The organism is Cryomorphaceae bacterium, assembly GCA_007695365.1.
Lineage (GTDB): Bacteria > Bacteroidota > Bacteroidia > Flavobacteriales_D > SKUL01 > SKUL01.
This window is the reverse complement of record REDV01000050.1, coordinates 14,650-28,051: the sequence shown is the minus strand read 5'-3', so window position 1 is coordinate 28,051 and position 13,402 is coordinate 14,650. Positions and strand designations below refer to the sequence as shown.

At 50.3% G+C, this 13,402-nt stretch carries 10 protein-coding genes; 4 read left to right on the top strand and 6 right to left on the bottom strand.

What is annotated here, in order from left to right:
• Positions 1–39 precede the first annotated feature (39 nt).
• Positions 40–2,382, top strand: a complete 2,343-nt coding sequence (gene katG, locus EA392_02590; protein TVR41025.1) for a catalase/peroxidase HPI — start codon at positions 40–42, stop codon at positions 2,380–2,382.
• 292 nt (positions 2,383–2,674) lie between these two features.
• Positions 2,675–3,010, top strand: a complete 336-nt coding sequence (gene ssb, locus EA392_02585; GenBank protein TVR41042.1) for a single-stranded DNA-binding protein — start codon at positions 2,675–2,677, stop codon at positions 3,008–3,010.
• Positions 3,011–3,083: 73 nt separating this feature from the next.
• Here the strand turns inward: ssb and EA392_02580 are convergent, their stop codons facing one another.
• The 4 genes from EA392_02580 to EA392_02565 all read right to left on the bottom strand — a co-directional run bounded on the left by EA392_02580 (position 3,084) and on the right by EA392_02565 (position 6,858).
• Complete coding sequence (locus tag EA392_02580; protein TVR41024.1) at positions 3,084–4,367, bottom strand: Na+ dependent nucleoside transporter; 1,284 nt, start codon at positions 4,365–4,367, stop codon at positions 3,084–3,086.
• A 134-nt stretch (positions 4,368–4,501) separates the two neighbouring features.
• Entirely contained in the window at positions 4,502–5,101 is a 600-nt protein-coding gene (locus EA392_02575) for a hypothetical protein (GenBank protein TVR41023.1), read from the bottom strand.
• Positions 5,102–5,153: 52 nt separating this feature from the next.
• The gene (locus tag EA392_02570) at positions 5,154–6,095 is read right to left on the bottom strand and encodes an electron transfer flavoprotein subunit alpha/FixB family protein (GenBank protein ID TVR41022.1); all 942 of its coding nucleotides are present in this window, start codon (positions 6,093–6,095) and stop codon (positions 5,154–5,156) included.
• 22 nt (positions 6,096–6,117) lie between these two features.
• Positions 6,118–6,858, bottom strand: a complete 741-nt coding sequence (locus EA392_02565; protein ID TVR41021.1) for an electron transfer flavoprotein beta subunit/FixA family protein — start codon at positions 6,856–6,858, stop codon at positions 6,118–6,120.
• Between the two features lie 209 nt (positions 6,859–7,067).
• On the opposite strand from EA392_02565, the gene EA392_02560 reads away from it, so the two are divergent.
• On the top strand, positions 7,068–8,045 hold the full coding sequence (locus tag EA392_02560; GenBank protein TVR41041.1) for a pyruvate dehydrogenase complex E1 component subunit beta: 978 nt from the start codon (positions 7,068–7,070) through the stop codon (positions 8,043–8,045).
• Positions 8,046–8,499: 454 nt separating this feature from the next.
• Positions 8,500–11,292: a sodium-translocating pyrophosphatase gene (locus EA392_02555; protein ID TVR41020.1), complete on the top strand. Its 2,793-nt coding sequence runs from the start codon at positions 8,500–8,502 to the stop codon at positions 11,290–11,292.
• On the opposite strand, the gene EA392_02550 is transcribed toward EA392_02555, so the two are convergent.
• Both EA392_02550 and EA392_02545 read right to left on the bottom strand, forming a co-directional pair.
• The gene (locus tag EA392_02550; protein ID TVR41019.1) at positions 11,289–11,615 is read right to left on the bottom strand and encodes a hypothetical protein; all 327 of its coding nucleotides are present in this window, start codon (positions 11,613–11,615) and stop codon (positions 11,289–11,291) included. The two genes, EA392_02555 and EA392_02550, sit on opposite strands and share 4 nt — an antisense overlap.
• A 51-nt stretch (positions 11,616–11,666) precedes the next feature.
• Positions 11,667–13,214, bottom strand: coding sequence for a hypothetical protein (locus EA392_02545; GenBank protein ID TVR41018.1), 1,548 nt, complete (start codon positions 13,212–13,214; stop codon positions 11,667–11,669).
• Positions 13,215–13,402 lie beyond the last annotated feature (188 nt).

Here is a 13,402-nt window from a genome sequence, read left to right as displayed (position 1 = left end):
TCAACAAAAAAGTATTCACAACCAAAAAACTACATAGCAATGAAAAAACTCGTCTTACTTTCGGGATTGCTGCTTTCCTTTTCCGTTTATGCGCAGGACGGCGCAGTATGCCCGGTTACAGGAAAAACCGCGGGCGCCCCAACATCCGAAGAAGCCAGCGCACGTGGTTCCAAAGCACATGACGCATCACGCCCCGCTGACGCAGGCAAAGCAGTCAAAGAAGTCCCTACGCACGGAGTAATTGGCATGGGGCGGAGCAATAGCGACTGGTGGCCCAACCAGCTGAACCTTCACATTCTTCGTCAGAACTCATCCATGTCGAACCCGATGGACGATGCCTTCAACTACGCCGATGCTTTTCAAAAACTCGACTACGCGGCGCTGAAAAAAGACCTTGAGGAATTGATGACCCAGTCAGAAGATTGGTGGCCAGCCGACTTTGGCCACTACGGCGGACTGTTTATCCGCATGGCGTGGCACAGCGCCGGTACGTATCGAACAGGCGATGGCCGCGGGGGATCACGTGCCGGACAGCAGCGTTTTGCACCCATCAACAGCTGGCCCGACAACGCCAACCTCGACAAAGCCCGCCGGTTGCTCTGGCCCATCAAACAGAAGTACGGCAATGCCATTTCATGGGCCGATTTGATGATTCTCACCGGAAACGTGGCATTGGAATCCATGGGATTTGAGACCTACGGATTTGCAGGAGGCCGCGAAGATGTATGGGAGCCCGAAGAGCACGTGTACTGGGGGCCGGAGGGAGAGTGGCTCGGCGACAAGCGCTACTCAGGCGACCGTGAACTCCAAAACCCGCTTGCGGCAGTACAAATGGGGCTTATTTATGTGAACCCCGAAGGCCCTAACGGCAATCCCGACCCAGTGGCCGCTGCACACGACATTCGCGAAACATTCGGCAGAATGGGAATGAACGATGAGGAAACCGTTGCGCTCATTGCCGGAGGTCATAGCTTTGGTAAGTCTCACGGTGCCGGCGACCCTTCACATGTTGGTCCGGAGCCGGAAGCAGCCGGGATTGAAGAACAAGGATTTGGCTGGACCAGCACCCACGGCAGCGGAAAAGCAGGCGATGCCATTACTTCAGGACTGGAAGTAACCTGGGTAAAGACCCCAACCGAATGGAGCCGCGGATTTTTTAAGTCGCTTTTTGAGCACGAATGGGAGCTTACCAAAAGCCCGGCCGGTGCGCACCAGTGGGTGGCCAAAGACGCGGAGGCCGATTACCCCGACGCCTTTGACCCCGACAAAAAGCACAAGCCCACCATGCTCACCACCGACCTCTCATTGCGCTTTGACCCCGAGTACGAAAAGATTTCGCGCCGTTTTTACGAAAACCACGACGAGTTTACCGAAGCCTTTGCCAAGGCGTGGTTCAAACTTACTCACCGCGACATGGGCCCGCGCAGCGCATACCTCGGCCCTGAGGCTCCGGGTGAAGACCTGATATGGCAAGACCCCATTCCGGCACGCGATTACGGACTTATTAACGATGGCGATATTCGTCAACTGAAAGACGCCATCCTGAAAACCAACCTGAACATCAGCGAAATGGTTGGTGCAGCATGGGCTTCGGCCTCTACCTATCGCGATTCTGACCGCCGCGGAGGTGCCAACGGCGCGCGTGTTCGCTTGCTTCCTCAGCGCAACTGGCAGGTAAACAACCCCGAGCAGCTCAACAAGGTGATTCGCGAACTCGAAAAAGTGCAGAAGGACTTTAACGGGAAATCCAAAGACCGCAAAGTGTCGATGGCCGACCTCATTGTACTTGCCGGAAATACAGGTGTTGAGCAAGCCGCCAAAAATGCGGGTTACAACATTGCGGTGCCTTTTACGCCCGGACGTACGGATGCCACGCAGAATCAAACCGATGTGGCTTCGTTTGAATTGCTGGAACCCATTGCCGATGGTTTTAGAAACTACCTGAAAACCCGCTACACCGTTTCAACAGAGGCCCTGCTGATTGACAAGGCCCAGCTGCTTACCCTTACCGCACCCGAAATGACCGTGCTTGTAGGTGGAATGCGCGTGCTGAACACCAACTATGACGGCTCAAAGCACGGAGTGTTTACCGATAAAAAAGATCATCTCACCAACGATTTCTTTGTGAACCTGCTCGATATGCGCACCGAGTGGAAACCCACCAACGAAACCAATGAGTTGTTTGAAGGTCGCGACCGAAAAAGTGGTGAACTTGTCTGGACAGCTACCCGCGCAGACCTCGTGTTTGGATCCAATTCAGAACTGCGGGCGCTTGCAGAAGTTTACGGTAGCCACGACGCAAAAGAAAAGTTTGTGCGCGACTTTGTAGCCGCATGGACCAAAGTGATGGACCTGGACCGATTTGATCTGAAGTATCAATGAGCCCCCGGTTTAATTTTCAATAATATCAGGAAGCGCCCTCCGCATGAGGGCGCTTTTTTTTGTTTCGAGGGCAGAAATAAAGAGCCAAATAAGGAACAAGCTCTTTTTTCACACATTTTCCGTTTTTGCAAAAACCATTATTCTACGGGGCAAAAGCCGTATTGAAACGCTTACATACGACTACATACACTTGATATACGACTTGGGTTAGCCCGATTGCCGCTCTTTGCATCGTCCAAACAACAAAACCGGACAGCAAATCAAAAATGTTAAACCCTTAATACCTGATGTTATGAACATGCGTAACAAAGTACAATTGATCGGACGATTGGGCGCAGAGCCCGAAGTAAAAACCTTTGACAACGGCCAGATGGCGCGTATGTCAATCGCAACCAGCGAGCGCTACCGCAACAACAAGGGCGAGCAGGTGGAAGACACTCAGTGGCACAACGTAATTGCCTGGGGAAAGACCGCAGAGATTGCGGGCAAGTACCTGCGCAAAGGTCAGGAAGTGGCCATCACCGGAAAGCTGGAAACCCGCCAGTACACCGACAAGGAAGGCAACACCCGCTACAGCACCCAGGTGGTATGCGACGAGTTGCTGATGCTCGGCAAGAAAGACGCCTGATAAAGGCCATTTGAAAAAACCGTCTCTCCCGGCATATCGGGGGAGGCGGTTTTTTTTTGCCTCAAAGCGCAGGTCAGATCATCATCCCTACAATGGCAGCGGTAGAGAGGCAGGCCAGGGTACCACCAATAAGGGCACGTACACCCAGTTGTGCAAGGAGGTCTTTTCGGTTGGGGATTAAGGTACCGATACCACCAATCTGGATTCCGATGGAGGCGAAATTCGCAAAGCCACACAGCACGTAGGTTGCCATAATGATGGAGCGGTCGTTGCTGAACACCATGCCATCTTTCATCTGCCCAAGTGTTACGTAGGCGTAGAACTCATTGAGGATGGTCTTTTCACCCAGCAACTGCCCTACCAGCACCATATCGGCCGGAGGCACACCAATAAGCCATGCCACCGGTGCGCCAATGTAACCCAGTATAAACTGAAACGAAAGCTGGTCGTAGCGGCTGTTGGCAGCGATGATGTCGTTGAGGCCGGTAAAATGTCCGATGATGTCTCCGAGAATGTAGTTTCCGAGGTAGATGAACGCGGTAAACACGAGCAGCATGGCAGCTACATTCACAGCCAGTTTTAGTCCATCAGTGGTTCCGTTTGCAACAGCCTCCAGTACGTTGGTGCCCATTTTTTCGCGAGAGATGGCCATAGAGTCATCCACAATATCTCTTTCGGGGATGAGGATTTTGGCCATGACCACAGCCGCCGGTGCCGACATAATGGACGCCGTAAGCAGGTGTTTGGCAAAAAGAGTTTTCTGCACCGGATCATCGCCACCCAAAAAGTTGATGTAAGAAGCGAGCACTCCGCCGGCAATGGTGGCCATTCCCCCGGTCATGAGACACATAATTTCGGAGCGCGACATGTTGTTGAGATAGGGCTTTACAAGCAGGGGTGATTCAGTTTGGCCGAGAAAAATGTTTCCGGCGGCGGCCAGGCTTTCCGCACCGGAAAGTTTCAGTGTTCGCTTCATCAGCCAGGCAAAGGCATACACCACCCATTGCAGCACTCCCAGGTAGTAAAGCAAGGATGATAGCGCCGAGAAAAACACAATAGTGGGCAGCACGCGAAAGGCAAAATTCATCAGGCCTGCGGCCACTTTACCATCCACAAAACTGGTGAAGAGAAAGTCAGAACCGAAATCGGTAAAGGAAATTACCTTTACGAAGGCGCGCGCCACGTATTCAAAGCCCACCTGAACAGCATCCACCTTAATAATCAACAGGGCCAGTACAATTTGAAAAATCATACCCTTGGCCACCAGCGGCCACGACACGGCTTTTCGCTTCGCAGAAAAAACCCACGCCAAGGCTACCAGAAAAAGCAGCCCAGTAACTCCCCTCAATATCTCCATTGGGATAGGTGCATCAAATTGGGGGCAAGATAGTAATTAGTGTTTGTCCTAAAAGTCCATTCTAGGCGTTGCAATCACCAGTGTGGACAGACTCTGTTCAGGACGAAGTCGGCAAACAAGCCGCAGGTTTGTGCTCAGTTTTCGCCCTTTTTTCGGGAAATCTCATCCCTCAGGCGCGAAGCCGCTTCGTAATCCTCGCGTTCAATGGCTGCCGCAAGCTGCTCTTCGAGTTCTTCAACAGACATATCTGACGAGGAAGTGGAGGATGCAAGCACCTCATCCTGTTGCATTGCTTTCTCTTCCGCTTCTTCCTCTGATTCATCGGGAATCACTCCTGCTGAATCAAGAATAAACTCGTAAGTAAAAATAGGAGCCTTGAAGCGCACGGCAATGGCCACAGCGTCGGAGGTACGGGCATCAATTTCCTGGATTTCGTCTGAGCCTTCTTCGCGGCAAACCACTTTGGCAAAAAAGATTCCTTCCACCAGGTTGTAGATAATCACTTCCAGCACTTCAATTCTGAAAGTTTCGGCCAGGCGCTTAAACAAGTCGTGGGTAAGCGGGCGGCTTGGAGTCATTTTTTCGATTTCCACAGCGATGGCCTGCGCCTCAAATCCACCGATAATAACGGGCAATCTGCGGGCACCGTTTCGCTCGGCCAACAACAAGGCGTAAGCGCCATTTTGTGTTTGGCTGTAGCTCAGTCCGATAATGTCAAGCGCAATTTTCTCCATAAGGCAGGTCTCCCCCAAGTGCATTTCGGGGCGAAGGCTCTAAGATAAGAACTTATTTGTTCGCGTTGAACTCTTTTACTGCCTCAATAAGTTTGGGCACCACGTCAAAAGCATCGCCTACAATGCCATAATCAGCTGATTTAAAGAAAGGAGCTTCGGGGTCGGTGTTCACCACCACTATGGTTTTCGATGCGTTTACACCAGCCAGGTGCTGAATTGCTCCTGATATTCCAACGGCGATGTAGAGGTTCGGGCGAATGGCTACACCGGTTTGCCCAACGTGCTCGTGGTGCGGTCGCCAGCCTGAATCTGCAACAGGGCGCGAGCAGGCAGTAGTTGCACCCAGTTCTTTGGCAAGTTCTTCAATCATGTCCCAGTTTTCGGGACCTTTCAACCCGCGGCCTGCTGACACTACCAGTTCTGCCTCAGGCAAAGGAACCGAGCCATCGGTGCTCAGCGGGTGAAATGCTTTTACGGTAACAGCGCTGTTTCCGCCGTCGAAATCGGTAGTAGAAACATTGGCTGTTGCATCGGTCTGTGTGATTCCCACTGAGTTGGGCATCACCGTAATGACCTGCTTGTCGGTTTTCAGGTTCACGTCGGCCATGGCCTTTCCACTGAAAACATTCTTGCGCACGTTGCTATTGGACGGCAGTGCTGTTGCTCCTGAAATCATGGCCACGTCCAAACGCGCAGCTACGCGGGGAGCTACCATTTTTCCGGCGTGGTCGTGAGAGGTAATCATCACGTTAGCGCCTTTTTCTTCGGCCATCTTGACCACCAAACGGGTAAGTTTCTGGCCGTCGAATTGCTGAATAGCCGTGGCAACCACAACTTCGGCTGCACCCGCACTACCGGCACCGCCATCACCTTCGAGGCTTCCGTAAGACACCACTATCGGCTCGGCACCCATGCCTTTGGCGTAGCTGATGGCCTCCAAACCGGCCTTGGTAATTTTTCCTGATTTATGATCTGCAAAAACAATCGCTTTCATCTTAACAAGTCTTTTGAATGGATTAAATAACCTTGGCTTCTTTGTGGAGCATTTCGATGAGCTGTGCTGCATTTTCAGCGTCCACGTATTTACAATCGCCTTTGGCCGGTGGAAGGGTGTAAGACGCAATCTGGGTATGAATAGTTGTATCCGCTGCCGGCTTTACCTGGAGCGGCTTGGTGCGGGCAGCCATGATACCGCGCATGTTCGGGATTCGCTGCTCTGCCATTCCTTTTGCGGCGCTGAGCACAAACGAGCCGTTTACCTCCACGTCTTCGGTGCCTCCTTGCACCTCGCGGGTAATGGATGCCGTGCTGCCGTTCATCTCCAGTTTAATGGCCAGCGACAGATAAGGCCAGTCGAGCAGCTCTGCAATCATGCCACCCACCTGTGAACCATTGTAGTCAATAGTTTCTTTTCCCGTGAGAATCATATCGTAGCCTACTTCTTTGGCATGTGCTGCGATTTGCTTGGCTACAAAAAGTGCATCGGTCGGGTCGGAGTCAATGCGCACCGCTTCATCGGCTCCAATGGCCAGCGCCTTGCGCATGATGGGCTCAGCGTCGGCTTTTCCAACGGTGACAATGGTCACGGAGCCGCCATTGGCTTCCTTCAGTTCCAATCCGCGCACAAGAGCATACCACTCATCGTAGGGATTAACAATAAACTGAACACCGTTTTCATCAAAGCGGGTGTTGTTATCGGTGAAAGCAATTTTGGATGTGGTATCCGGTGCTTTACTGATGCATACGAGTATTTTCATAACGTTTTCAGGGTTCTAAAAAATCGCGTCAAAAGTAACCAAATTTCAGCAACTGAAACCTCGGTTTTGGTCTTATGTGTCGGGCGACGCACTTCGTTGTTTTCACTTTAAAACATCCGAAACTTTGCTTTGTTTGGCAATTGAAATATCACCATTGCAACCTTATTACAAGGCATATTTTCTACTTTTGCGGTTCAATTCAAGAAACCATGAGAACGGTACAGTTCAGAGAAGCTGTGGCTGAGGCCATGAGCGAGGAAATGAGAAGAGATCCCAATGTTTTTCTTTTGGGCGAAGAGGTAGCCGAATACAACGGTGCCTACAAAGCCAGTAAGGGAATGCTCGATGAATTCGGCCCCAGGCGCGTTATTGACACTCCCATCGCTGAGCTGGGCTTTACCGGAATTGCCGTGGGAGCTGCAATGAATGGCCTGCGCCCCATTGTGGAGTACATGACGTGGAACTTTGCCGTGCTTGCCGCTGACCAGATTATCAACTGTGCAGCCAAGATGCTGCAAATGTCGGGCGGACAGATTGGGGTACCCATAGTGTTTAGAGGCCCCAACGGACAGGCCGGCCAGCTCGCAGCCACCCACTCGCAGAGCTTTGAGGCTATGTACTCGCACTTTCCGGGGCTTAAAGTGGTAACTCCTTCCAACCCACGCGACGCCAAGGGGCTGCTAAAGTCTGCCATTCGCGACAACGACCCGGTTTTGGTGATGGAATCCGAAAAAATGTACGGCGACAAAGGTGAAATTCCGGAAGGCGAATACCTGATTCCGATTGGCGTGGCTGATGTGGTTCGCGAGGGGAGTGATGTGACCATTGTTTCGTTCGGAAAAATCATGAAAACCGCGCATCAGGCGGTGGATGAACTCCAGAAAGAGGGTATCTCTGCCGAATTGATTGACCTGCGCACCATCCGCCCGCTGGACATTAAGACCATTGTGAAATCAGTACAAAAGACCAATCGTCTTGTAATTCTGGAAGAAAGCTGGCCGGTATCTTCCGTGTCGTCTGAAATTTCTTACCGGGTGCAACGTCACGCATTCGATTATCTGGACGCTCCCATCCGCAGAGTAACCATGGCGGATACGCCCTTTGCATTCTCTACTTCGCTTATAGATGAAGCCATGCCCAATGTGGGCGACGTGGTACGCGCAGCAAAAGACGTGAGCTACCGGTAAGCGGGAATTTTCCCTGTTACCCCACAGTTAAGTTTCAAAGCGCCTGAGCGCGTTCTTTGCAGGGCAAACGCACTTAAAACTGTTTAGATTTAATAACAACAAAAAGTGATTTTGAATGAGAAGTCTCCCTTGCGTACTTCGCGCCTGCCTGCGGCATGGCAGGCGGTAAAAATTCTTAACCGCAAGGAACGCAATAGGAGGCCTGCCAGCGGCAGGCTGGCGCAACGAGCGCAAAGAAATTGAATATCAACACTAAAGTGAAGTTCCAAAAAAAAGTTGACACCAACCTGATACCTCTCAAGAGGTAAAGCCGTCGGCAAGTATCTTTATTGACAGCTTCTGGATTGATATTCTAAATGCGTTTGCCCTGGCGTTCTTTGCCTGTTATCCTTTACATAGGTGAAAAAGTCTATTTTTGCCGACCGAAAATTGAACGAACCTAAATCCAATTGATATGACAAGCTTTTTGTACCTGGTGCCGCTTATGGCCATCATCGGACTTATTGTAATGGCTGTAAAAGCAAAATGGGTAAACGCCCAGGATGCCGGTGACGATAACATGAAGGGGCTGGCCAAGCACATACGCGAGGGAGCCATGGCGTTTCTTGCTGCGGAGTACCGCGTGCTCTCGATTTTTGTGGTGATTGCAGGTATTTTGCTCGGGGTGATTTCTTTTCTCGTACCCCACTCGCACTGGTTTATTGTAGTTGCTTTTGTGATTGGCGCATCCTTTAGCGCCATTGCAGGTAATATAGGTATGCGAATCGCAACTGCGGCCAATGTGCGTACCACGCAGGCAGCCAGAACCAGCCTCAAGAAGGCACTGGCTGTTTCTTTCAACGGAGGTACCGTAATGGGACTTGGTGTGGCAGGTTTGGCTGTATTTGGACTGAGCGTGCTTTTTATCGTGCTTTTTGCGTGGCTTATGGGGGGCGAATGGACCAACACCAACGACATGACCATCGTTCTGGAGGCGCTCGCCGGATTCTCACTCGGTGCTGAATCTATTGCCCTGTTTGCCCGTGTAGGTGGTGGTATTTACACCAAAGCTGCCGACGTAGGCGCTGACCTTGTAGGTAAGGTAGAGGCCGGTATTCCGGAGGATGACCCCAGAAACCCAGCTACCATTGCAGACAACGTGGGAGACAACGTGGGAGACGTGGCCGGTATGGGTGCCGACCTTTTCGGTTCTTATGTAGCTACCGTACTCGCGGCCATGGTGCTCGGCAACTATGTGATTAGCGACATGGGTGGCTCAATTACCGACGACGGTTTTGGAGGTATCAGCCCCATTCTTTTGCCACTTATCATTGCTGGGTTAGGAATCATTTTCAGTATTATCGGAACCCTGGTTATCAAAATCAAGGACGACAACGCCAAAGAAGCAGAAGTTCAAAGTGCGTTGAACCGCGGAAACTGGGGATCAATTATTCTCACCGCTGTAGCTGCTTACTTTGCCATTGACCTGATTCTGCCCGATAGCATCAGCATCTACTACTTCGGTGAAGGCGTGAAGGACATTGATACCATTCGCGTGTTTGGTGCCGTACTCGTAGGGCTCACCGTGGGTGGTGCCATTTCCTATTTTACGGAATACTACACCGGAATGGGTAAAAAGCCTGTGATGGATATTGTTCAAAAATCAAGTACCGGCCACGCGACAAACGTAATCGCAGGACTTGCTACAGGCATGCTCTCAACCTTTGCTCCCATCCTGCTCTTTGCCGGTGCAATCTGGGGTGCCTACGCACTGGCAGGGTTTTACGGTGTAGCTATCGCCGCTTCGGCCATGATGGCCACTACCGCTATGCAACTCGCCATTGATGCATTTGGACCCATTGCCGACAACGCCGGAGGTATTGCCGAGATGAGCGGCCTTCCCAAAGAGGTTCGTGAAAAAACTGACATTCTGGACTCGGTAGGAAACACCACCGCAGCCATCGGAAAAGGATTTGCCATCGCATCAGCAGCACTTACCGCCTTGGCGCTTTTCGCTGCTTATGTCGTGTTTACAGGCATTGACGGTATCAACATTTTTAAAGCACATGTGCTTGCGGCGCTGTTTATCGGCGGTATGATTCCCGTGGTATTCTCGGCTCTCGCCATGAATTCGGTGGGTAAAGCTGCCATGGAAATGGTGAAAGAAGTACGTCGACAGTTCAAAGAAATACCTGGCATTATGGAAGGTACCGGCAAACCCGAGTACGCCAAATGTGTGGAGATCTCAACCAATGCAGCCATCAAGGAAATGATGCTTCCGGGTGCCATTACCATTATTACCCCCGTATTGGTAGGATTCATCATGGGCCCTGAAGCACTGGGTGCTTACATGGCAGGTGTAACCGTATCGGGTGTGCTCTGGGCCATCTTCCAGAACAACGCCGGAGGCGCCTGGGATAACGCCAAAAAATCGTTTGAAGCCGGTGTGATGATTGACGGTGAAATGACCTACAAAGGCTCGGATGCACATAAAGCCGCTGTAACCGGTGATACGGTTGGAGACCCCTTCAAAGACACTTCAGGCCCTTCAATGAACATCCTCATCAAGCTTACCTGCCTGGTAGGTCTGGTGATTGCTCCCTTACTCGGCCAGTTTTACGGTCATGGTGATCACAGTCCTGCAAGCGACAGAACCGGCAGTACAGGAACCTCTTTCAAAATGGACAAGAAAACCTCAAACATGGTTCCCGCCGATGTGAAAGTGGTGGGGGAGGCCTCAGCTTACAACTATACCCGCGGAGAAGTGGCCTGGTATGCAAGCAAAGTTGGCGGTAACCACAATGGCACCGTGAAAGTTCTGGATGGGCGTTTAGCTGTTACAGACGGAGTGATTACCGACGGGGTGGTACGTATCGACATGAATAGTATTGCCGTTGATGATATTGATGATGCCGGACGCAATGAAAAACTCCGCTCTCACCTGGTATCCGACGATTTCTTTAACGTTACAGAATTTCCTGTGGCGGTTTTTCGTCCTACCGGCACGTCAGGCAACATTTTTGACGACTCCTTTTCACTGGATGGCACTTTGAATATCAGGGGCATTTCGCATCCTGTAACAGCAGAGGTGCACTCGCACCATGACGGCCAGGAATCCTTGCGATTCAGTGTAAAGCTGCAGTTTGACCGAAGCCTGTTCAACGTTCGTTACGGCTCAGGCCGCTTTTTTGATGATCTGGGAAACAACCTCATTCACGATGAGGTAACCCTCAAAATGGAGCTGCAGTTCGCTCAGGAGATTATCTAGTCTGCTCCGATGTAGTACCTTACCTTTATTCGCTCATATCCAAACGACATGAGCGTGCCTTGGTTGTGGGCAATGATTTCGGTAAAGGTCATACTAATGATGGTAATGAAGTTTGCAGGAACGAGCAGGGGGTTTTTGCTTTTCCGTTCTCTGAGTGAGTCCTTTTGGTCTTCTGTAAAGCCCTCGTTGTAAATCTTCATCAGCAAGTGCCAGCCTTCCTCTTCCGTCAAATCCTCTACAAGGGTTTGCAGCCACTGCATGGCCAGGCCGAAATCAGCATCCTTGAACAAATTTTCTCCGGCATTGATTTTTGTCAAATCCATTTCCCATCCATATTTAAAGTCGAGCCAGCAGCTTTAACAGTACTTCATATCTCACCCGACCAATTGCCCCTTTTCATGTCGTTCTTTTACAGACTCGGCGAATGACGAGCCCTCTATTTTGCTTTTTGCCCACGCAAAGTAATCGAAGTACTCCAAAAGCACACGGTCGGTTTTCAGGTTGATGTTTTCTTTCAGGTTTAGATAAAACTTCTCAAAAAGCGGCTTGATGTCCTTTTCGAAATGGCTTCTCGCTATTTTTTTCATGTATCCCAAAATGAGCACTTCAATCTGGTAATCGCGCTGGCGGCGGTTGAGGTATCGCGCAGTTGATTTAATGATGTATTCCATCAAATCCTGATTGCCCAGCTCGTAGTGGATGGCCAGATTAAACAGACGGGCATAGCTGTAGATATCCTGCCTCAGGTTGGGCTCGTTGTCATTGAGCACCTTATTATTCCAGTACAATGCCTTGGAGTACTCTCCAGCGCCAAAATAGGTGTACGCAATGCTGTAGTTAAATACAATTTGCTGCTCCTTGCTGATCTTATCATCAAAATCAGCAAAACCTTTCAGGATTTCGTCAATGAGCGGCAAGGCTCCTTCAAAATCGCCTTTTTGATGGTACCACTTCAACTCGGCCTGATAAGTTGCTCTGAAAATCAGCACCTGAATATCGGTACTGGCAAAGGCCGCGTTGGCCGGAAGCGACCGCATGGTTTGAATCAACTTGCGCGCTTCGTCCATTTTCCGCAAGTCAATGAGATTGAGAAGGATCTGGTTAAGGGTGCGCACATATCTCCGGGCTACGTCTTTCTTCACCAATGGGTTCTGATCAAGAATTTCGCGCACACGGCTGAACTTTTCATAGCTGAGCTGGGTATCGCGGTTGGCCATGGCGCAAAACCCCTGTATGTAGTAGCAAATGGTTGCCGCCCTGTGGCTGAGAGCCGTGTTTTTTCCTTTGATTAACGGATGATTGGAAATCTCTTCCACCACTGCCCTGTCCTCATCACTTCGCACAAAACCTCCACTTCGAAACACGAAATTAATCTTGCTGTAAAGCACGTGGTAAGCCGCCAGGTTTCTCAGCTTTTCAATCACTTCCTGCTCTTCCTGAATCAGCTCATCAATATCGCGGGTAAACTCTCCGGCCTCATAGGCCTCCTCCAACAAGAGCTTTTCCCAGTTGAGCAGTTCAAACCAATAATAAAACTTCTCATGAGCAATGGCGGTCTTTTTGGCCCGGGATAAAAATTTATTACATTCCTTAAAAAGGGCTTTCTTGTAAAGGATTTCAATGTTCTTGATCTCCTGCTTGAGCACTGAGCTCACCGTATTATCAGAGTGATAAGCACGCAGACTCTTAAGAATCAGCTTGTACAGGTGGTTCTTTTCCGAAGGGAAGTGCTTTACAAAGGTTTCGCCGTGGTATTGCTCCTTGATACTTTCTTCGTCGTATTCAGTTTGCTTATCGATAGCGTCAAAAATCTTGAGGTAGTTCTTGTCGCCACTTTGAAGGGAAGAAGTCAGCTTGAAAAATCGCTTTTCTGACTTGGTTAGTGACTTAACCAACTCAAAGAGCTCTCGGGATGGTTTCATGCGTTTAGGTTTTCAAAGATTTGGTTTGAACCCGTTATCCGGGTTGATGCTTTTGCCTTTACAAGGATGATCTTTTGTTGGGTTTCCAATAATAAGACGACCAAATTGAAAAATGTTGCATGAACTCTTGGAATGTCAAGCGATTTTTTTGCCAACCAATTTTATTGGTATCTTGATCGCCTCGCATA